Source organism: Mycolicibacterium neworleansense, assembly GCF_001245615.1.
Lineage (GTDB): Bacteria > Actinomycetota > Actinomycetes > Mycobacteriales > Mycobacteriaceae > Mycobacterium > Mycobacterium neworleansense.
Window position 1 is genome coordinate 938,453 of record NZ_CWKH01000002.1, and the last position, 20,149, is coordinate 958,601.

19 protein-coding genes are annotated in these 20,149 nt (G+C 63.9%); 5 read left to right on the plus strand and 14 right to left on the minus strand.

Annotated elements, in window-relative coordinates; translation table 11 throughout:
• Nucleotides 1-43: 43 nt before the first annotated feature.
• Genes BN2156_RS20095 through BN2156_RS20115 form a run of 4 tightly spaced genes read right to left on the minus strand, consistent with a single transcriptional unit; the run spans nucleotide 44 to nucleotide 3,676 of the window.
• Nucleotides 44-340, minus strand: a complete 297-nt coding sequence (locus tag BN2156_RS20095; protein WP_090516716.1) for a hypothetical protein — start codon at nucleotides 338-340, stop codon at nucleotides 44-46.
• A 34-nt stretch (nucleotides 341-374) separates the two neighbouring features.
• Nucleotides 375-3,026 (minus strand): IQM protein middle domain-containing protein, encoded by a 2,652-nt coding sequence (locus BN2156_RS30595; protein WP_131725184.1) that lies wholly within the window; start codon nucleotides 3,024-3,026, stop codon nucleotides 375-377.
• A complete protein-coding gene (locus tag BN2156_RS20110) occupies nucleotides 3,023-3,313 on the minus strand; it encodes a WXG100 family type VII secretion target (protein WP_090517512.1) in 291 nt (96 codons plus the stop codon). The genes BN2156_RS30595 and BN2156_RS20110 overlap by 4 nt, the downstream gene beginning before the upstream one ends.
• 6 nt (nucleotides 3,314-3,319) lie before the next feature.
• Nucleotides 3,320-3,676 carry a WXG100 family type VII secretion target gene (locus BN2156_RS20115; RefSeq protein WP_090516719.1) on the minus strand — a complete coding sequence of 119 codons (357 nt, stop codon included), beginning with the start codon at nucleotides 3,674-3,676 and terminating at the stop codon, nucleotides 3,320-3,322.
• A 346-nt stretch (nucleotides 3,677-4,022) separates the two neighbouring features.
• Here BN2156_RS20115 and mycP point away from each other — a divergent pair, with 346 nt between their 5' ends.
• Genes mycP through BN2156_RS20135 form a run of 4 tightly spaced genes read left to right on the plus strand, consistent with a single transcriptional unit; the run spans nucleotide 4,023 to nucleotide 7,948 of the window.
• Entirely contained in the window at nucleotides 4,023-5,372 is a 1,350-nt protein-coding gene (mycP, locus tag BN2156_RS20120; protein ID WP_090516720.1) for a type VII secretion-associated serine protease mycosin, read from the plus strand.
• A complete protein-coding gene (gene eccE / locus BN2156_RS20125) occupies nucleotides 5,369-6,766 on the plus strand; it encodes a type VII secretion protein EccE (protein ID WP_090516721.1) in 1,398 nt (465 codons plus the stop codon). The genes mycP and eccE overlap by 4 nt, the downstream gene beginning before the upstream one ends.
• Nucleotides 6,767-6,815: 49 nt before the next feature.
• Nucleotides 6,816-7,154: a YbaB/EbfC family nucleoid-associated protein gene (locus BN2156_RS20130; protein WP_090516722.1), complete on the plus strand. Its 339-nt coding sequence runs from the start codon at nucleotides 6,816-6,818 to the stop codon at nucleotides 7,152-7,154.
• Nucleotides 7,155-7,210: 56 nt separating this feature from the next.
• Nucleotides 7,211-7,948: a hypothetical protein gene (locus BN2156_RS20135; RefSeq protein ID WP_090516723.1), complete on the plus strand. Its 738-nt coding sequence runs from the start codon at nucleotides 7,211-7,213 to the stop codon at nucleotides 7,946-7,948.
• A gap of 134 nt (nucleotides 7,949-8,082) precedes the next feature.
• Here BN2156_RS20135 and BN2156_RS20140 read toward each other — a convergent pair whose 3' ends face one another.
• Together BN2156_RS20140 and BN2156_RS20145 are read right to left on the minus strand one after the other, a co-directional pair.
• Nucleotides 8,083-9,570 carry a PPE domain-containing protein gene (locus tag BN2156_RS20140; protein ID WP_090516724.1) on the minus strand — a complete coding sequence of 496 codons (1,488 nt, stop codon included), beginning with the start codon at nucleotides 9,568-9,570 and terminating at the stop codon, nucleotides 8,083-8,085.
• Between the two features lie 239 nt (nucleotides 9,571-9,809).
• On the minus strand, nucleotides 9,810-10,472 hold the full coding sequence (locus BN2156_RS20145; RefSeq protein WP_235625416.1) for an EspK C-terminal domain-containing protein: 663 nt from the start codon (nucleotides 10,470-10,472) through the stop codon (nucleotides 9,810-9,812).
• Between BN2156_RS20145 and BN2156_RS31215 the strand changes: the two genes are divergently transcribed.
• A complete protein-coding gene (locus BN2156_RS31215; RefSeq protein WP_235625417.1) occupies nucleotides 10,456-10,929 on the plus strand; it encodes a hypothetical protein in 474 nt (157 codons plus the stop codon). The two genes, BN2156_RS20145 and BN2156_RS31215, sit on opposite strands and share 17 nt — an antisense overlap.
• A 1,165-nt stretch (nucleotides 10,930-12,094) precedes the next feature.
• Here the strand turns inward: BN2156_RS31215 and BN2156_RS20155 are convergent.
• The 8 genes from BN2156_RS20155 to BN2156_RS20190 form a co-directional block, all read right to left on the minus strand.
• Nucleotides 12,095-13,024, minus strand: coding sequence for an ESX-1 system-associated protein (locus BN2156_RS20155; protein WP_235625418.1), 930 nt, complete (start codon nucleotides 13,022-13,024; stop codon nucleotides 12,095-12,097).
• A 280-nt stretch (nucleotides 13,025-13,304) separates the two neighbouring features.
• The gene (locus BN2156_RS20160; protein ID WP_090516728.1) at nucleotides 13,305-14,045 is read right to left on the minus strand and encodes a hypothetical protein; all 741 of its coding nucleotides are present in this window, start codon (nucleotides 14,043-14,045) and stop codon (nucleotides 13,305-13,307) included.
• Nucleotides 14,046-14,663: 618 nt separating this feature from the next.
• Nucleotides 14,664-16,196 (minus strand): type VII secretion integral membrane protein EccD, encoded by a 1,533-nt coding sequence (eccD, locus tag BN2156_RS20165; RefSeq protein ID WP_090516729.1) that lies wholly within the window; start codon nucleotides 16,194-16,196, stop codon nucleotides 14,664-14,666.
• Nucleotides 16,193-17,623, minus strand: a complete 1,431-nt coding sequence (locus tag BN2156_RS20170) for a MinD/ParA family ATP-binding protein (RefSeq protein WP_090516730.1) — start codon at nucleotides 17,621-17,623, stop codon at nucleotides 16,193-16,195. Before BN2156_RS20170 ends, eccD begins: the two co-directional genes overlap by 4 nt.
• A 129-nt stretch (nucleotides 17,624-17,752) precedes the next feature.
• Nucleotides 17,753-18,040: a WXG100 family type VII secretion target gene (locus BN2156_RS20175; RefSeq protein WP_090516731.1), complete on the minus strand. Its 288-nt coding sequence runs from the start codon at nucleotides 18,038-18,040 to the stop codon at nucleotides 17,753-17,755.
• Between the two features lie 31 nt (nucleotides 18,041-18,071).
• On the minus strand, nucleotides 18,072-18,374 hold the full coding sequence (locus tag BN2156_RS20180; protein ID WP_090516732.1) for a WXG100 family type VII secretion target: 303 nt from the start codon (nucleotides 18,372-18,374) through the stop codon (nucleotides 18,072-18,074).
• Between the two features lie 92 nt (nucleotides 18,375-18,466).
• A complete protein-coding gene (locus BN2156_RS20185) occupies nucleotides 18,467-19,795 on the minus strand; it encodes a PPE family protein (protein WP_090516733.1) in 1,329 nt (442 codons plus the stop codon).
• A 40-nt stretch (nucleotides 19,796-19,835) separates the two neighbouring features.
• Complete coding sequence (locus tag BN2156_RS20190; protein WP_067774542.1) at nucleotides 19,836-20,129, minus strand: PE domain-containing protein; 294 nt, start codon at nucleotides 20,127-20,129, stop codon at nucleotides 19,836-19,838.
• Nucleotides 20,130-20,149 lie beyond the last annotated feature (20 nt).

Here is a 20,149-nt window from a genome sequence, read left to right on the forward strand (position 1 = left end):
AACGCAAACTCATGCTGATTCGGACTCGCCATTCACAAGGGCCTCAACGCTTGCGCTCGGGCTTAGGAGGCCACGGTTGTCGTCGACGCAGTTCACCAGCCACCATCGCCAAGAATTCGCGCATATCGGCTTCGGTATGCCGGAGGTCCTCGCGGTCGTGAGGGGGTTCCGCCCATCCCTCGGTCATGATTTCAGCATCACTGGCCAGTGCGCCTTCGATAGCGTCGAGAAAGAATTGAGGACCCTGACCGAAAGTTCGGTACATAATGATGGCGTCGGCAGTCATTTCGGCATTAGCCGCGTCAAGTTCCGCAATAAATAGCAGGTGATAGAGGATCATATCTACCCCGCCCCGCCACGATGCTATGTTCAAGTCACGTTCCTTCCGGAGCTATCCAGTCAATCGAAACCGAGCTCAAGTCGACCCCGCGGCTCTCGAGCTCGTCGAGCACGTTTTGTGTATTCGAACGTAGTGGGCGGTAGTGCCCACTATTTCCCGTTACTTCTTTCAGGCGTCCGTCTATTACGGCTAACTCTCCGGCGCCGGCAACTGGCCTGCCGCTTGAAAGTGTTGAATGATGAATTCGCCCGACTTCTTGTTCAAGTGACGCGTAGATATTTCCTTGCGGATCCATTGTGAATATCGCTTTACCCCCCTCTCGATTCCACAATATTGCGTCACGCGTGTCGAACAGACGGCCATCAATGTGACGCAAAAGCCCGTTCTGGTCGACCACTATTCGGTGCTGCTCAATTTCCTCGGGCGGCCAGCGCTCGACACTCTGCCCCAGGAATGGGCTATGGTTCGGGTCCGTCTCATTGTCGAACATTCCGGGCATGTATTGGACCGGATAGGGGTCTTCTCGATGCAGCGGCGGATGTTCTGCTGCGAAATCGTCGGGGTCGACGGCATCAGAATCCGTCGGCGTGCCGGGAGCAAGCGGATCATCCGACGGCTCACCTGGGTGATGGGGCGAGTGCGGCGAGTCGGGAGCCTGGCCATCTGGCTGTTGATTTAGCAGAGGCTCAGGTGAAGCAGCCGGATGCGTGTCGTTGGACATGTGATTGGCGAAAGGACCTCGCCCCGCATCCTCGCGAACACCAGGGCTGTGCCCTTGGTTCCCAGACAAGTGCCCGCTGTTATAAGGCTCCGAATTCGGTGATTGGTGCGTGGCCTGCGGCTGCACATACTCGGGGGTTGCGTGAGCAGATTTCTGAAGACCCGGAGTAGTCAGGGTTTCGGGATCGCTTGCGGTACTGTATGAATCAGGATCGTAGTTGCGGCTTGTCGGCACAGGATCGCCTGATGAAGGCCCCGGCGAATCTGGAGAGTCAACAGGATGCCCCGGCCCTGCACCCATCGGAGGTTGTGGGGACAGACCAGCAGAATGACCCGGGGCGGATTCTGATGGCCCCGCTGCGCGTGCGGGAGGATCGGACGGACCATCGCCGCCGTCTCCGTGGAAACTCCGGGCTCCGGGCGATTCCTGAAGGCCTTTGGGTCCGTCCTGGCCTGGCCGGCCCACGGAGGCGCCGAAACCGTCGGGCAGCCTTGGGCCAATCACGGACTCAGGGACGCGGGGTGCCGGGGTGAATTCCACTGATTCGGGAGCCTTGGAACCACCCAGGCTGTCCAATGCGTCGAGGTTGTTCTTGCCGGCCCCAAGCTTGGCCAAATCGCCGAGCTTGCTTAGCTTTCCGTCTTCGGCCAACCCCTTGATCCGCTCTGCGGCCTTGGCCGCCATCCCAGCCTTTGATGCCACACCGCCAGGATTCAATGACGAAATGACGTTGAATCCAGCCTCCCCAATCCCCCGACCAGGATGATCGCTTTTGAGGGAGTCGTACGCGACGAACTCCCTGCCCATCGTGAGCAAAACGTCGTCCAATTTCGTGGGATCGTGCAGCACCGACATCCCGACGTCGTACATGCCCTTCCATGTGTCGGGGTCGGCCATCGCCACGACTCCCGCCACCGCATTGACGAGGCCGGTGGTCATGCCGATATTTACGTCGGATAACAACGTGAATTGGGCGGCGAGATTTCTGCCCACCTTCTCGCCGAACACCTCTTCCAGCCTTGGCCTGACCCATTTTTGCAGCCCAGTCATCGCATCACCGATGGCCTGGGTCAGCTGTTGCAGGAGCCCGACGAAAGCCTTGACCTGGCTTTGCAGGTACTTCAACGCGGCGCCCACTTCATTGGCGATCTCGCGAAGGATCTGAAGCCCGTCGCCGGTGAAAAGGCCTTTGACAGTGTCGATCAGCCCACTAGACGAGATCCGATCCAGAATCCGGCGGATCGCATCCTGAGCATCTTGGACACCCTTGGCGAAACCCTTGATGACATCCGCTGTGCCTGACGCCAGGGCCGCCAGGGCCGCCACCCCTTCATGCAGGCCAACCATCGCCTCGTTGATCTTTGGGCCTTCGGCAAGGTGCCGAACGTGAAGTGATACCGCAGTTTTCACACCGTCGACCTGTGCCTGAACCACTTCGAACCCGCTGGCATAGTTTTCCCACTGCGCAGCGGTAACACCCATCAAGGCGGGAACGCCGGATGGCCACGGAATGGGTACCAACGGTTCGACCAGCCCCCATAGGCCTGGAGGCGGGGTCCTGGTCACGCTCGGCCCGAGCGCAGCATCCGCAGCCGTCGTCGTGTCCGGTACATCGCCGACGCCGCCGGTCGGGCCCGCTCCGCCCACCGTCGAGGCCACGTCGGCGTTCTTGTAGTTGAAGCCCGTGGCCTCCAACATGTAGCCGACCGACTTCAACGCGTTTGCAGCCATCGCCAGGCCGTTGGCGAAGCTCTGCGCCAGATCCCCGTAGGTAAGACCGAAGTTGGCACCGGCTGGATCGGTACCCGACGCAATCCCGTCTGCCAACGACGCACCCAGCGAGTCCGAGAGCATACCCAACTGGGTTCCCAGCGACCCCAATTCCCGCCCGTCACGGATAAGCGCATCGGGATCGACCTCGAGCCGGTCGCCTGAGGTCCCAATCCTTCCGGCTGTCGCTGTCACTCCTGCCACATGAGGCCGTTCTTGTCGACCGCGTCGGAGTAATTTTTGTGCGCTGTCTGCAGGATCTGGCGCAACGCCGACAATGCCGCCTTCATCTGTTCGGCACCGTCCTGCCACTGCTGCTGGGCTTGTGCCTGCGCATCAGACCCATCCCCGTGCCATGACGACCGCAACGCGGCCATGGTCTGCTCGGCGTCTCCCAGGCACTCGTCGACCACACGTTCAAGCGCCATCATTCGATTGGCAGCCGACTGCAGTTGAGCTCGATCCACGATGAGCATCGCCATCGCCACCTATCGCCCGACCTGCTCGGCAATACCTCCGGTCCCAGCCGTCCCCTCGATGGCCTGACCGGACGACTCGATCGCGCTCGCCGCCTGTTCATCGGTGTTGTCGTACTCTTTGCCAGCTACAGCCAGCAGCTTCGACATGGTCTGCAGACCTCGCACGACCTGGCCCGCGCCGCCATGCCATTGCTCCCAAACCTGGCCAAAAGCCGACGCAGCGTCGCTCTTCCAACCGGCACCAAGCAACTCACGGGTTTCGAGATCCACACCCGACAGGCCATCTTGTAAACGCTGGCCTGCTTCCTCCAGGCGTGATGCTGCCAACGTCAGCTCCGCGACAACGACTTCCACCGAACGGTTCACCCCGGCACCCCCTCACCGACCCAACGGGCCAGAATGATTCATCGTTGTGCCGACGGTTCATTCCCGGCTGTCCTTGGTTGGTGATGTTATCCCGCAGGATCCGCGTCTCCGCGCGCCAATATGATCGGCGACAAACCCCCAGGCACCCCCTTCCTTGCCGCGTGCAACACTCACCGCGGACACAAAGCGTTATCAGCCTCACCTGGGCACCCTTATGATTGCCTGCGTGCAATTAGCCGGACGGCTTGACGTGAGACGATGCGTTTCTGAACAGGCCGGATTTTGTTTGCTGAAAGTGCATCAGCACACTGCAAACATGTCCGATGTCATTGGGGGAGTGTGACGCGTGCAGCGCTTAGCCGTGATGCTGCTGGCAGTTTTGTTGGCGCTTTTCAGTGCGCCGCCAGCGTTTGCGATTGACCCGCCGGCGATCGACGCCGCGGCCGTTCCGCCTGATGAAACTGGTCCCGACCAGCCGATGGAGCAGCGCAAGATCTGCGCGGCGCCGACGGTCATGCCGAATTCGAACTTCGCCGACAAGCCGTGGGCCGCGGACTATCTGAAGCTCGCCGAGGCGCAGAAGTTCGCAACCGGCGCCGGCGTAACTGTCGCGGTGATCGACACGGGCGTCAACGGCTCACCCCGGGTCCCGGCCGAGCCCGGTGGCGACTTCGTCGACGCCGCGGGCAACGGAATGTCCGACTGTGACGCCCACGGGACACTGACCGCGTCGATCATCGCCGGGCGCCCCTCCCCCACTGACGGTTTCGTCGGTGTTGCCCCCGATGCGCGACTGATTTCGCTGCGTCAGACGTCCGTCGCGTTCCAGCCCAAGGGTTCGCGCCAAGATCCCAACGACCCGAACACCACTCAGACCGCCGGCTCGATCCGCAGCCTGGCCCGTTCGGTGGTCCACGCGGCCAACCTCGGCGCGCAGGTGATCAACATCAGCGAGGCCGCCTGCTACAAGGTGACCCGCCGGATCGACGAGTCCGGCCTGGGCGCGGCCATCAACTACGCGGTGAACGTCAAGGGCGCGGTGATCGTCGTCGCCGCCGGTAACACCGGCCAGGACTGCAACCAGAACCCGGCGCCGGATCCGTCGGTCCCCGCCGATGCGCGCGGCTGGAAGGGCGTGCAGACGATCGTCAGCCCGGCCTGGTACGACCCGCTGGTGCTCACCGTCGGCAGCGTCGGCCAGAACGGCCAGCCGAGCAACTTCTCGATGTCGGGCCCGTGGTTGGGCGCGGCCGCTCCCGGCGAAAATCTCACCGCGCTCGGTTACGAAGGCCAGCCGGTCAATGCCACCCCCGGTGAGGACGGCCCGGTGCCGCTCAACGGCACGTCGTTCTCGGCCGCGTTCGTGTCCGGTCTGGCCGCGCTGGTCAAGCAGCGCTTCCCGGACCTGACCCCGGCCCAAGTCATCAACCGGATCACCTCAACCGCCCGTCATCCCGGCGGCGGCGTCGACAACTATGTCGGTGCCGGCGTGGTCGATCCGGTGGCTGCCCTGACGTGGGAGGTCCCGGAGGGGCCGGCCAAGGCGCCGTTCCGCGTCAAGGAAGTCCCGCCGCCGGTGTACATCCCGCCGCCAGACCGGGGTCCGATCACCGGTGTGGTGGTCGCCGGAGCCGCATTGGCACTGATCCTCGGGATCGCTGCAATGACCCGACGCGCGTTGCGGCGCCGCCAATGAACTTCCTACGGCGGCATTTCGGATTCCGCTTCACCACCGGGCACGCCATCTGGGCGGCCACGCTGATCCCCGCGTGCATCGCGGTGTGCATGCACTTCGACCTGCTCTGGCTGGGAATCACGCTGTCGGTGCTGATCGCGATCTTCTCGGTGCTCACCATCCGTGGATACCGGCTGACCGGCTGGGTCAGGGCGATCTTTTCGTGGCGGCGACGCCACCGCAGCACCCCCGACGTCCCGTCGGAGCCTGCCGTGGGTGCCACCGTCATGCCCGGCGACCACGTCGCCGTGCGCTGGCAGGGCGACTACCTGGTTGCGGTAATCGAGCTGATACCAAGGCCTTTCACCCCGACAGTGATCGTCAACGGCTCGGCGGTCTCCGATGACACCGTCAGCACCAAGCTGGTCGAGAAGCTGCTGCGGGCGCACTGCCCCGACCTGGAGGCCGATGTGGTGTCGGCCGGCTACCGTGTCGGCAAGACCGCACCGGCGAGCCTGGTCGCGCTCTACGAGCAGGTGGTGGGCCCGTACCCGGCGCCGGCGAACCGGCGCACCTGGATCGTGTTGCGCGCCGATCCGGAGAAGACCCGACGCTCGGCCCAGCGCCGCGACAGCGGGGTGTCCGGGCTGGCCCGGTATCTGGTGGCCTCAGCCACCCGTATCGCAGACCAGTTGGCCAGCAACGGAATCGACGCGCGCTGCTCGCGCAGCTTCGATGATTACGACAAGGCCACCGAGATCAGCTTCGAGAAGGAAACCTGGTCGGTCATCAAGGGCCGCAGTACCTTCACCGCCGCCTACAACGCGCCCGGAGGCCCCGACGTCTGGTGGTCGGCGCGGGCCGATCACACCACGACATGCGTGCGGATTCGTCCCGGTGCGGCGCCGACGACGACGGTGTTGTTGACGACGTTGTCCAATCCGACGACGCCGCGCGGATTTTCCTGCCTGTACGGCGGGCAGCGGGCCGCCCTTCAAGGCCTCACCCCGGTGACCGACAAGCACCATGAGCTGCCGATCGGCTCGGCCGGAGTGCTCGTCGGAGAGACCTCGGACCGCTACCCGGTGTACATGCCGTTCGACAACGTCGACGTCAGCATCAATCTCGGTGATGCCCGCCTGTTCACCCAGTTCGTCATCCGCTCCGCCGCATCCGGCGCCGTGGTGACGCTCGGGCCGCAGTTCCGCGAATTCGCCACCATGATCAACGGCCGTGTCGGGCGGGTGCCCCGCGTCGCCTGGCCCCACGCCACCACCTACCTCGGCCCTCATCAAGGCGTCGGGCGAGTCATCATGCGGCCCAACTTCATTGACACACCGCGACACCGGCAGCTGCCCATCACGCTGATCAATCCGCGCGAGGAGAGCCGCTACCAGATGGCGCTGGAGCAATGACATCAAGCTTCCTGGGAGAGGGGTCCCAGAAAGGTCGGGAGGAATAGTCATGACAGACGAGATGCATCCGCAGGTGGCTGCGGTGCTGCGTCAAGCCCAGCAGCTGCAGTCACTCATGGATGACCAACTGCACAAGATGAACAGTGAAACGTTCACGGCGGCAGACGAAGCCCAAAGCGTCGAAGTCACGCTCAACGGACACCACCATCTGATCGACGTATACATCAAAGACGGATTGCTGCGGCTGGGCGCCCAGGCCGTCGAACAGCGACTCAACGAAGCGATCCAGAAGGCCACCGCCGCAGCCACGGCATCCATCGAAGCCGACCGTGAACGACTCGATGCCATGGTCGCCGAGCTGACCGCCGATGGGCCGCAGCCAGGCTGAGGTCACTGCAGGCGCCGATGAGGTCGGCCCACATATCCGCTGACGCAGTGGGAGAGATGGAAACATTCAGCAGACGGTTTGGTATCGCGCTCAACCTGCTTCTTGCGTTGGTATGCGGAGTCTGGGCGTTCGTCGCGATCAAACACTTGGCGTTCATCACCGCGGTGATCGCGCTGGGGCTGGCGGTTACCTGGCTGTTTGTGGCGACGCAGTTGGCGGCATCGAAAAATGCGGTAGTCCAAGCCGCGTTCGACGAATCGGGGATGTTGTTACGTCCAGATCGTCGCATTGACGCCATTCAGCGGAGATTTTATGCCGCCCTAGCCCTGTCGGGGCTATCGATGCTGATCGCATGGTTGACCGGCTGGCTCTACCTACCAGTACCCGATGAGGTCGACGAAGTGTTTCCCATCGGCTTCGGCGCCACTGGCCTGTTTGCGGGATGGATTTGGTTTGTCTTCAAGCGCCAAGGCGGTACCAGCTACTTACTGCTCACGCCCGACGAGTTCGAGTTCCCCGATCTCGGTTCACTGAACTCAGGAAAGTGGGACGACATTGCCGCGGTGACGGCCAAGCTCCCGACCGAGGAACGCTTCTGGACCCCCATGGTGATCACCATGAACGACGGTTCGAGATTCGTTATGGACTCTCCGGGCAGCTACACCCCCAAGGGCACTGCCCTCATCGAATTGGTGCGGCATTATTGGCACCACCCCGAACAACGAAACGAGCTCACTGATGGACGCGCCGTCGATCGGCTGCAGTCGATGCGGACACAGTTCGAACATCGCTAAAGCCTGATCGTGCTCGTCCCAATTTGATGCGTTCAAGGCACAGATAGGCGCTCTGCGGAAACCCTTGACCGACAAAGAAACTCGCCGACGACACACATCGTGTCGTCGGCGAGTCCATGTCTGCGGATGTCGGCTTACTTGCCGTCCTTCGCGTCCTTGCGTGCCCGGCGGCCGATGACCGCCTCGGTGTACGCGCGGTCCTCGACGTAAAGGTCCTCGTCCTCGGTGAGATTCGGGTTGCGGCGCTTCTCCTTGCCCTGGCCACCCTGGCCATGGCCGCCGCCCATGCCACCCATACCGCCGCCCATACCGCCGGCACCAGCGCCGCCTGGAACGCCGGCGGGGCCGGCACCAGCTCGGGCACCGGACCGCCCACCCATTCCGCCGCCACCGCCACCCGCGCTGGCCGGTTTGAGGCTGGGCTCTTCGAGACCGGGCATCTCCGGCATACCCTCGGTGCCCGTGGGGAGGCCGCCCGACGGGGCGCCACCACTCGGGGAACCACCACTGGGCTGGCCGCCACCCTGCCCGCCGGAGGGCGAGCCGCCGCTGGGGGAACCGCCCGAGCCCTGACCAGCCGACGGATCAGCGCTGGCCGGCGACATCGACGGCGTATCCATCGACGGCACAGACGGAGTCTGCGCAGTTCCCACGTCACCGTTCGTGCCCGGGGAGGTACCGGGCGAAGTGCCCGGGTTAGTGCCCGGAACCCCTGGCGTTTCGGGCTTCGAACCGACTTCGTTGGAATTCACCGCAGGCATACCACCAATTGTCGGCGCCTTACCCGGCCGAATTTGTTGGAGGTTGATGTTATTTTCGTAGTTATTGCGGTCGTATTCCGACTGATACTGCCATTGGGCCCACAGCCGCATTTTGTTGGCCCGATTTGTTTTCTCGTATTCGGCGACATCGTGCAAGTTGGGATGGACGCGCACAAGCTGGTCGTGCGCATCGCAGAACTTCTGCGCCTCTTCGGCCAACCTGCCACACTCTTCCGCCATATCTTTCCACCACGTGTGGAGACTCTGCATTGCGTTCTGACAGGCTTTGGCGGCGGTACCGTCCCAGTCTCCGACCTTGGCAGGGATGTTGTCGGCGTAAGCAAGGAGCGTGCCCTTGTACGCCTTCCACTGGTCCCGGAAGTAGTTCAGCGACAGGGCCTTGGTGTCGTTGTCGAAAATCGCGTGCGCCGAGGCCTGCCAAGACTGGAATTGATCGTCGGGCGAGGATGGGTAGCTGCCCAGGTCCGGGATACTTGGCACAGCAATGTTGACCGCCTCTGGCACCACCGGTTCAAGGGGCGGCTTGGAGCCGTCGTCGCCGGTGACCTCAGTTTGCATCCGTGCTTTCGCCTGCTCGTCGATCTTGTCGTAAGCAGCGGCAACAGACTTCAACGTCGCAGCCAGACGTTCTACCTCGGCGTCCCCGGCCTTCAGTGTCGCGCTCAAGATCCCGGCGCTGTGTTTGAGCTGGTTGAGGGCTTCGTTGGTCTCCGGCAGGGTATCCGGAGCCTTCAAGCCATAATCCGGTGCCGCCTCTGAATCCGGCCCCTTCGGGCGAGGTCGCAACATTTGCTCGGCCGCGCTAGTCAGCTCCGACGACGTGACCTTCAAATCACTCATCGCGAATAATCCTCCCTACGCCTGTGCCGCTGCCCAGCGGCTGCAGACGCTCCTGACGAAAACCAAAGGTGCCCCGTGAATGGGGGTTTCGCTCGGCCCCGCTCAACCGGCTTCTCGCGACAATCATAAGGGCGAGTCACAGCCACAGAATGCGGCTCTTTGTCTGCGCGTGGCCCCAACCGACCCTGTTCCGCAGTACTTTGCTCCGCACCGTCCACCCTGCCGCGAACCGTTGCCGCCTACTCCGCGATCGCGTCGGCGATCAGCTGCCCAATGTGCTGCCAGTAGATGAAATCGGCGACGGCTCGACGCTGTGCCGGGCCGTCCTCGGCGGCGTGTGCCTCGTAGACGGCCCACTCCTGGGCGTGGGCTGCATACGCCAAGAACGCCTGCAAGTGCACCTGCCCGCGATTCGCGGCGCCGCTGCACAACGGCTGCCACACTGCGTCCCACAAATCCAGCCGTTGGTCCTCGGGCGGATTCGTATCAACCGGTGCAGGCGGAAGGATCTTCACCAGATCGCCGTCACTGAACTGGGCCAACCGAGTGGCGATCTGCGGGGCGATCACCGTCAAGCGGTCACGACCAGCCATCTGGCCCTTGGCCGGGATGTCCTCGGGCATCAACACCTCATGGTGCACACCGGCATCCGAGTTCTTGAGTTGGTCCTCGGTCGCGATCACCGCACGCAGCTTCGTGTCGTGATGCTGGGCCCAACGCTGCACTGCCACAACTGGATGGCTCACCCAGCTCGCGCGGTCAGCTGGCGGAATCGACTCGTCCGCCGAGGCCATCGCCACATGCTCAGGCAGATTGACCTGCTCAGGGATGAAGGCCAGCCCGTAATTGTTGGCGACCACGATCTTCCCGTCCACCGTCACCGCCGTGACCCAAAAGAACATGAAGTCCTCGGCGTCAACCATGTCGGGTGCGTTCAGTGCTGCCGCGATCCTGCGCGCCAATACGAGCGGATCCGATCCCGACCTCTTTGCCGCGTCCTGGGCAGCATCTCGCTGGGCGCGCGCGGCGGACACCGGAATCGGCGCGACCTGGGCACCACCGGCGATGTTCGCCGGTGTCGTGGCTGCCGGAGGCGGTGGCGCTGTCGGCGGCGGCACCGGTGCGGCAGGAGGCGCCGTCGGCGGTGGACCCAACGGCGGCGCACCCATCGGCATTCCGCCACCCATGCCCATGCCACCCATCGAGCCACCCGAGGTCGGGGCCTGCACGGGCGCCGTAGGTGCTGGTGCACCCGTCTGCGACAAGGGCGCGGAGGTGCTGGCCGGCGCCATCGCATCGCTGGCCGGAACCGCGGGCGAAGGCGCCAACGGCGGTGGAGAACCGGCAGAAGCGGCGTGAACCGGTGTCCCCGCCGAATCGTTGAACCCCTGCGCAAAGGCCTGCAACGGGTCGGTCGGCGCACGACCTGCTGGCGCTTGGCCTGCTGCCTGCGACGCGCTCGCAGCTTGCTCGAGACCGCTCGCGCCGGAAGAACCACTGCTGCTCAGAGGGCTGGGTGCGCTTGGGGCACCGGACGCGCCTCCGCCGCCGGAGGTGCCTCCGCCTCCGCCTGCCAAACCACCCGACGGCGTGGGGGGAGCAGCGCCCGCCGGTGATACGGGCGATGGTGCTGGAGTTCGACCAGGGTTGGCAGGTGTTGGTTGCGGCTGGACGACGGGCACGGCAGTACCCGCCGGAGCAACATCATCAAGCCCACCGGGAGCCTTGGCAGGAGCAATTGACTGGGAATCAACGTCGGGCACAGACACTGGCGATCCCGCTTTGTTGTCGTCGTCCAGTGCCCCGGCTGCTTTGGCTGGAGCAATTGACTGAACATCGACGTCGGGGACACGGTCAGCTGATCCCGCTACCTCACCGTCGTCAAACGAGGCATTACTGAATGCAAATACTGGGCGGTCTTTCGTCTCCGCCTTATCGCCTGGCTTCGCTTTTCCTTCGTCCGATTTATCCCGCGCTGTCTCAAATTCTTCTCTGGTGTGAGTCGGCGGCTGATCGGACACGCCTTCCTTGCCGTTGACTTTGTCCGCTGCCCACTGGACGGTGGCCTTGTTGCAATCGTTTGCGAATTTTTGGATGTTGCTGATCGCGCTGTCTGAGTTCTTTCCTTTAGCTTGGTTAACGGTGTCATTAATAACTTGAACAGCCGTCCCAACCGTCGCGCGAATCGTCTCTTTGACTTGCCCTATCAGCCCGGCTGCTTCGCCGCACCACCCTGCCGCAGTCGTCAGCTGCTGCTCGTGCGTTTCCATGGCCTTCGTATGCGTATCGATCTTTACGTTTGCGGCAGTCGCAGAAACACCAGCCCATGTGTTTTCGCTCTTCAGATAAGACTGGCCGGACTGCCACCCCTCTTTTGCGCGAGTTAGGTCCTTGTGAATCGCGCCCAATTGGGTACCGCGACCGATGAATGCCGACTCGGGCGTCTCTGGCCACGCTCCCGGTCCAACCATTTCGGCCTCATACTTGCCAGCAGGCCTGTCGTCCTTTCCAGCAGCCCCACCAATCACGGCGCTGCCTTGCATGCTGACGTGACTAATCGGACGAGATTTGTTGCGGATAATGCCAGATAACTATCAGCGGGTGTGTAATCGCGAAGTGCCGTAACGAAACCCCTGCGATACTGAGCTGCGAGTGTCGTTACATCCTCGAGACCCGGGTTTCCGCTTTGGCGACCCAACCGTTCCATTTCGTCGGCGCTGGCCGACATAACAGGCGCGACGGCGTCATTTATCGACCGCTGCTCCGGTGTCCACTCCTTCGCGGGAATATCTTTATCGATAGCACGCCATGACGCAGTGTCATCACTGAAATTACTGACTAGAGTTTCCCAATCGCCACAGATTGAGTTGGACCCTGACAACAACTGGGCCGGGGCTGACGGGTCCTGAGGTACAGCCACTTTCTCGGGCTCTGGTCCGGTAGGTACCAGTGGAGCCACGGCCTGTGCAACACGATATATGACTGCGCCACAAATACTAGCCAGGCTGCCACTCGCAGCATTGGACGCGCCGACTAGGGCATCGTCTTCTGCAACATACGATGGGATCCGTTCCATGAATGCGCGCGTGTAGGCGATATATTGCTCATACAAAATACGCATAACCCTATGTGGCGTCTTCTTCACGAAGTTCGATGATTGATCGACCGCCCGCGACATTGCCTTTCCTGCGGTTTCGTACATCGCTCGCTGCTCAGGCGTCCACGAATTAGCTGGAACCTTAGGATCTCGTTCATCCCATTTAACGGCATTTACTGCATCTGAATATTCGCCAACAATGGTGTTCCAGGCGTCGCACGTCGGGTCTTCGGTAATGATGCCGACAGGCCCGGTGTCATTAGCGCTGGCGAATTCGGAGTCAGAGCCAGTTCCGCTGGCGTTTGACGGACCATTTCCGCCACCATCTGGCCGGACAACGAGCACGGTGATAACCACGACCAGCGCGATAGCCAAGACCGCGGCGAGCCCGCCGAGAATCCATTTGGTCTTACCGCCACCATTAGGCGGCGGCGGTCCGCCGGCCCACTGTTGTTGCGGACCCCACGGCGGCGGACCAGAAGGAGGCGGACCCGACGGTCCCCCGGGGTATGGCTGCTGCGACCACGGCTGCGGCGCACCACCACCAGGCTGACCACCCATAGGCGGTTGCTGCCCATACGAACCCGGCGGGGGAGGCAAACTCATCGGCACACCTTCAACTCAGTCACGGATACGGTCACAACACAATCGCAGGATCAGACGGCACGCGTCGCGGCCCGGCCGCAGCGGGCGGTAACACAGATTCGGGAGCCGACGCACCGGGGGCCGGTGAGGACTGCGGTGCAGACGGGGAGGATACCGGCGCACGATCGGCGGGAGAGGCCTCCGTGGCGGCGCCCTCAGCCTGCTGCGCCTGCGTATCGCGCTCGTCGTCGCGCTTCTTCTCGTCAAGCTCACCGGATTTTTCGGTATCAGGCTGTCCAGGCTGCGACTGTCCTCCGCCGGGCTTGCCTCCGGCGCCGTCGGCGTTTTGACCCGCGCCACCTGACATCTGGCCGATCTGCTGCACACCCTGCATCACTGCCTGTGGAATCTGGCCTGCCATCTGAGCCATCTGCATCGGCACCTGCGCGACCGTTTGCGCCATCTGCATCGGCATCTGAGCCAATTGCTGCAACTGTTCCAAGCCCTGGCTGCCTGAGCCCGAGCCGCTCGATGCGCCGGCAGCGCTACCAAGCCCGGGCGCTGCCGCCTCAACCTGCCCGGCAACGTGCTGGTCAGACTTCTCATATTTATCGGCGGCGGCCTGAATGCTTTGGGCCGTTGCCCGCGCCTCAGCTTTAGTCTGGCCTACACCGTTAATGAACGCTTCCTCGACGCTCTGGGTCTTGGTTGCCAACGCTTCCGCTAACGGATCGGAACCCCGCTGCTGAAATGGATCCGGCGGCTCTGGAATAGCGCCAGCATACGACTCCATCGAAGCACCATGAGTCCGCAATTCAGCCGGACTAACCTTCAAATCACCCATCGGTATCCCCAATCACCCGGTACACCAACCGTATCCGCACCCACCGGCGCACGCCGCGTCCTCGCCGGGGAATGCAGCCTGGGGACGTTGTTCTCCCGTGACGGCGCGAGCTCGGCCATCTGCACAAACATCCGAGCAGCGCGCGAACCCTGGCTCACCAGCCCAGACACGCCCATAATGTGGTCCCCTCCACCAAATAGCTCAGCAAAAGACTACCTGAGCCCTAGGTACCCCGAATGCGCAAAAATTGGGCCGCGGCCTCGATCCGTGGTAGCGAACCCAACCGTGGACGTACTGTCATGCCACGAGAAAATCGGTGCAGCGGTGATGTCTCTTCAAAAGGCCACGAAGGATCAACGCCCGACAGATTTACCCAGACGTGCCACAGCGTCGCGTATCGGGTTCCTCATGTCGCTGGTGTCGAACTCGTACCACTGCCGTTGATACATCCCGTCGCCGACACCCGCAGATCACCGTTGGTCTTCGCACGATTCCCCACGAGGACCAACTTCGGTGCCACCGCTCGATAAATGGCAGCACCAGCGTCGCCCAGCGAACGTAAAAACCTCAGTGCAATCGCAGGTTTCGCAGAATGTCGTACACGCCCGCGATCCACAGCAGCAGTGGAATCACCGCTGCAATGGCGGCACCGTCGGCCAGCTCCAGGATCCGCTTAGTCACCGGCGACACCCGGCGCACGCCATCGGTGGCGCCTACGGCGATCACCGCGACCAAACCCAGCGCCGTGTAGATCGCCAGCACCAGCCAGGCGTTACCGGGGTACCACAGGCACAGGCGCACCATCACGCCGGTGGGTACAGCGATTGCCGCCGCGAGCAATGCCCAGGAGCACCACCGCTCGGCGTACAGCCGTGACCGGAAGCCACAGATCACGGCCACCAGGCCGGCGACGATCATGCTGTGTACAAAGAAGTGCCCCTGCACCACAACGGCAATGGCACCCACCGACAGCACCAGCGAGCCGGCTGACAGGAACCCGATCAGCAGCTGGCGGGTCAGCAGGCTCCGCTCTTGCAGGCGTGCAGCCGATTCCGGCACCGAGGCGATGATCGCCTTCCACGTGGGTGACGCCTCGTCGACCTCGTCCGGTGTGATGACCGGGTCGAGCAGCTCATCGTTGGACACCGTCTCGCCGGGCGCCGGGATCGGCGGCAGAGCGATACGGGCAACGGCGACAGTGAGTTTGGCAGCGTTGGTCACCACGATCAACCCGAAGGCGATGGCACCGGCCGGCACCCAGAAACCTCCGCCGTAGCCGACGGCGATCGCCGCACCGGTGATCGCGATCGCCAGCACCGCGATGAAGGAGGCCACATCGGCGCGACGCCGCGGGCCACCACGGGTCGCCAACGTCAGCAACAACACCACCGCACCGGCGCCGGCAACCTGCGGTGCGCCAAGGGAATCGGCGTCATACGGCAATGGCACGGCCAGCGCCGCGGCACCGGCCAGCACGATCGTCGAGGCCAGCAGCAGGCTCTCGGCCATGTCCAGGTTCTCGTAGCGACTCTGGGCCGCGAAGCTACCGCCGAGCAAGCCCAAGCCGAACAACGCCAGCGCCAGCGCCCACCACCAGCCCTGACCGGCCCCGTTCCAGGACACCAGCGACATCACCGTGACGGCTGCGGCGACAACCGGGATGGCAATGCCGACAAAGCGATTCAGTGCGGTGCGGTCGAACACCGGTGACTCGTCGAGCACGGCGATCGCGTCGATCACGTCCTCGACCAGCGGGCGGTACCGCTCGGTGCGGCTGACCGAGACGAGCGTCAGCAACGAACCGTCGACCACCCCGGCGTCGTCCAGGGATTCATCGGCCTTCAACGGCGGCGCACCCGGGCGGGCGAACGCCCACATGCCCTGCTCGGAGAAGTCGAAACCGGCGAGGGTGTCCTTCGGGGTGTCCTCGAGCAATTCGCCCAGCACACTGACGGTTTCGTCGATGTAGGTCTCGATCGCCGCGGTGGCCGGGAGCACCAGGTCCGTCAGCCGTTTACCGGTGAGGATGGTGACCCTGGTGGTGGACGGCCGGTTCGGCGTCGTGCTCGATGTATCAGCGGCAGCTGCGGTCGCGGTCAACGCCGTTCAAGCCTGTCGAAATCGTCGGACAGGGCAGCGGCCAGCTCGGTGATGCGGCGCTGGAACGTGTCGCTGAGCAGCTCGAGCTGGATCTCGGTGCCCGCGGCGATGTGCTTGTCCCACGGGAGCACGATGACGCGGCCCGGCGGGACGTGGCGCTCGAACTGCTGCACCAGATCCTCGACGTCGACGTTGGGCTTGCCGGGGGTGACATGGTTGATGACGACGCAGGACCGGCCGAGCAGGTCCTGGTATCCGTTCTGGCGCAACCAGTCCATCGTGATGGCGGCCTGCCGGGCCCCGTCGATCGAGGCGCTGGCCACGATGACCATGCCCGACACGGTGGACAGCACACCGCGGGAAGCCTTCTGGAACAGGCCGGCGCCGCAGTCGGCGAGGACCAGGTTGTAGTAGCGCGACACCACGGAGGTGGCGCCTTTCCAGTCATCGTCGTTGAACTCGCGCTGCGCGCCGCTGTAGTCCTCGGACGACAGCACCTCGAGGTTCGACCCGTTCATGCTCGTGTAGGCACGAATGTCGTTGTAGCGCGACAGTTCCTGGTCGGCCAGCAGATCAGAGATCGTCGCCGCGGACTGCCGCCCGGCCCGGTCGGCCAGGTTGCCGCCGTCCGGGTCGGCGTCGATCGCCAGGATGCGGTCGCCGCGGACCTTGGCCATCGCCGAACCCAGTGCGACGGTGACGGCGGTCTTGCCGACGCCGCCCTTCAGACCGAACACACCGATCTGGTAGGAATCGCGGGCATTGCGCCGGATCCGGCTGTGCAATTCGAGTTCGTAGACCTCGTCGGGCGACAGACCGAGGTTGATCCGCGTCGTGAGGTACAGCCAGTGCCGCCATCCCCGCTGGGACGGCATCTTCACACCGGTCTTCACCCCGACGTGCGACAGCGCGTCGATCGCGCGGTGATTACCCATCGAGGCGGCTGAGGTGGGACCGGGCGCGGCCGGGGTCGGGATGGCCTGTCCCGCCCGCCACTGGCCGCTGACCTCGGGATCGAGATCGGCGAACTGCGACGGCGCCGGTCCGGGCGCCACGCGCGGGGCGGGGCCGGGCAGAGTGCGGGGCTGCTCGTGGCGGGCGCCCTGCCCGAACTGCTGCTGCTGCGGGGCCCGCAACATGGAGTTCTGCGGCCACTGCGGCGCGGTCGCCGGCGGCTGCGGCATGGGCGCGGGCATCTGCGGTGTGGTCTCCGCGTGCCGGGGCTGCGCAGCAGTCTGAGTCTGAGTGGAGGCGGAGGGGGCCACGGGCACGTCCGTGGAACTGGTTTCCCCGACCGGAACCGGCGGTGGCGGCGGCGCGGCCGCGGCGGCCTTCAGAATGGCATCTCTGTCCACGATGGCAGTGGCATCGTCGACCGGTTTACCCGGTTCAGACGAGTGGAAGAGCCGGTCATAGTCGGCCGACATGGGGACCCCTCAGATAGTCAAATACAGATGGTTAGATCTTTACACCCAAGCACAAGTGGTGGGCGGGTTCGGCCATCACCAGATAGACCGAGCACCCGCCCACCAAAGCATGCTTGTCGCCCCGCAGTGCTAGGCAAACATTCCCGTGACGCCGGCCTCGGTCTGGGACATGGTCTGCCCAGCCTCGCTGATCGTCTGGGCGAGATTCTGCAGCGCCGAGTTCAGCTCGTTGGCGGTGCTGTCCCAGCGGGTCTGAACGGCCTGGTAGGCCTCCGAACCCGAGCCACCCCACGCCGAAGCGAGCGAAGCGAGCGAACCCTTGCCCTCGTCCAGCAGACCGGCGGTGGTGGCGACGGCACCCTGGATCTCACCGGCGCCGCCTTCGATCCCGGCGAAATTCCAAACCTGTTCTGTCATGTCTTGTCTCCGTTTCTTGAGGTCAGCTAGGTCAGATGTTCATCGACGAGGCCAGGTTGCCGGCCTGATCGTCATCGGTGCTCGTGTACTGGGTACCCGAGGTGTGGATGTTGGTCGAGATCTCGTTCAGCTCCTGGATCTGCTTGTCAGCAGCTTCCTGGAAACGGATCAGCGCCTGCTGAGCGGCGGTACCGGCCTGGCCCTGCATCTGCATCGCCAGGCTGCCGCCGGTCGACTCCACCTGAGCGATGACGCTCTTGAGCTCACCGGAGATGCGCTCGAAATTAGCAGCCTCCTTGGCGAGGACGGCGGCATCTGTATTCATCTGTGCCATGTTGGATTCCCCTTATTTTCCCTTTGTCCTCACCAGTGAAGATTTGGCGAGTCCTCCGGCCGGGTGGCCGGAAAGTCTTGTGTTGTGGACGATCACCAGTCGTCGTCTTCGTCTTGCGATTGGTCGTATGTGAGTGCGGTCGGCGCGATCAATCCGTCCTTCGTGCCGCCGCTCTGCTCTTCCTTGTTCTTCGCGGCGTGCACCGGTGCCCCGCCGCCTCCGCCCGCGCCACCGCCGACCGGCGCCATCGGGCCTGCCGCACCCGAGGCCCCGCCCAACATCGGCTTGGCCTCCCCGCTGATGCCCAACATGCTGGACAACAGCGCGGTGCGTGGTGGTGAACCGAGCGCGCCCGGCAGCGACGCCGCGCGCACCAGTCCGGCTCCCGAACTCGGGCCGCTGCCACCTGCCAGCGGGTGGTTCGAGAACGGCATCGCCCCCATCAGCCCGACCTGCATACCCCGGTCACTGCCCCCCATGCTGGAGAACTGACTGACCATCTGGGTCACCTGCTGCAACGGCTGCGTCATCGCCTGCATCGGGCTCTGGAGCATCGACGGGATCTGCCCCGCGATCTGCCCAGCCTGCTGCCCCATCTGCATGGCCATCTGCATGCCCTGCTGCATCGGGTTCTTTTCGGACGAATCCTGCTGCTGTTGCTGCCCGGCGTTATCACCCTTGCTCGCCGCACCGACCGCCCGCTGCTCGGCATGGTTGGCCTGCGCAGCGGCATTGCCGGCGAGCAATTTCATCGAGGAGAACGTGGACAGGGCGCTCAGCGATTCGACCGTCAGATTGCGGGCCACACCCTGAGCGGTCCGCGGTGCCGTCGACGCGAGCGCCGCTGCCGCGGTGGTCTCACCCACCCCGGGCAGGACGATCGGCATCATCGGCATGATCGGTTCGAACAGCAGGTTGACGGTGGTTTCAGCGTGGTAGGCCTCCATCGCACCGGCCGCCTGGTTCCACATCCGAACGAAGTAGTCGATCTCGTTCAGCCCGATCGGCATCGTGTTGATGCCGAGGAAGTTGGTGGCTTCCAGGACCGCGTGGGTGACGTGGTTCTGCTCGATCTCCGGAATCGGCGGAGTGGTCGACAGCGCCAGCGAGTAGGAGCTGGCCTGAGCGCCGGCCTGCAGGGCGCGCTTCTGCGCCTGCAGCACCATCGTCCGCAGCCACATGATCATCGGCATGGTTGCGGACACGGCACGTTCACTTGCCGAACCGCTCCACACCGAGGTCAGGTTGCTCAGCGCCCCGGCGAGTTCGTCAGCCTGGGTCTCCAGCAGGATCGCCAAACCCTCCCAGCCCGCCGCCGCCTGGAGCATCGGTGCCGGGCCGGCACCGACCATCAGGCGGGCGGTGTTGACCTCTGGAGGCAGCGCGAACCAGGTAGGTGGAACGGGTGGTGCCGCAACCATGACTGGATGACCTATCTCTGACGAATTTGCCTACGGCTACTTAGAGCGTGGTGGCCTGAGCGGCGTCGACCGCGTTGTAGATCCCCGCGATCTCCGCATACGCGGCACCCGCCCGGGTGAGCTCCTCCTGAGCGAAAGAGTTCGCCGCAAGAGCCTCGACACCCTCGCTGGCGAAGGCCATGGCAGCCATTGCCGAGACCTCGTCAGCGCCGGCCGGAACCAGCGCGGTGACGGCTGCGGCGGCGGTGGTGCCACCGGCCAGACCACGTGCCGCGTTTGCGATCACCTGTGCCGCAACACCTTCGGCGCCCGGGTTGTGCATCAACGGTTGCATTTGCTTGCTCCCCTGTTTCG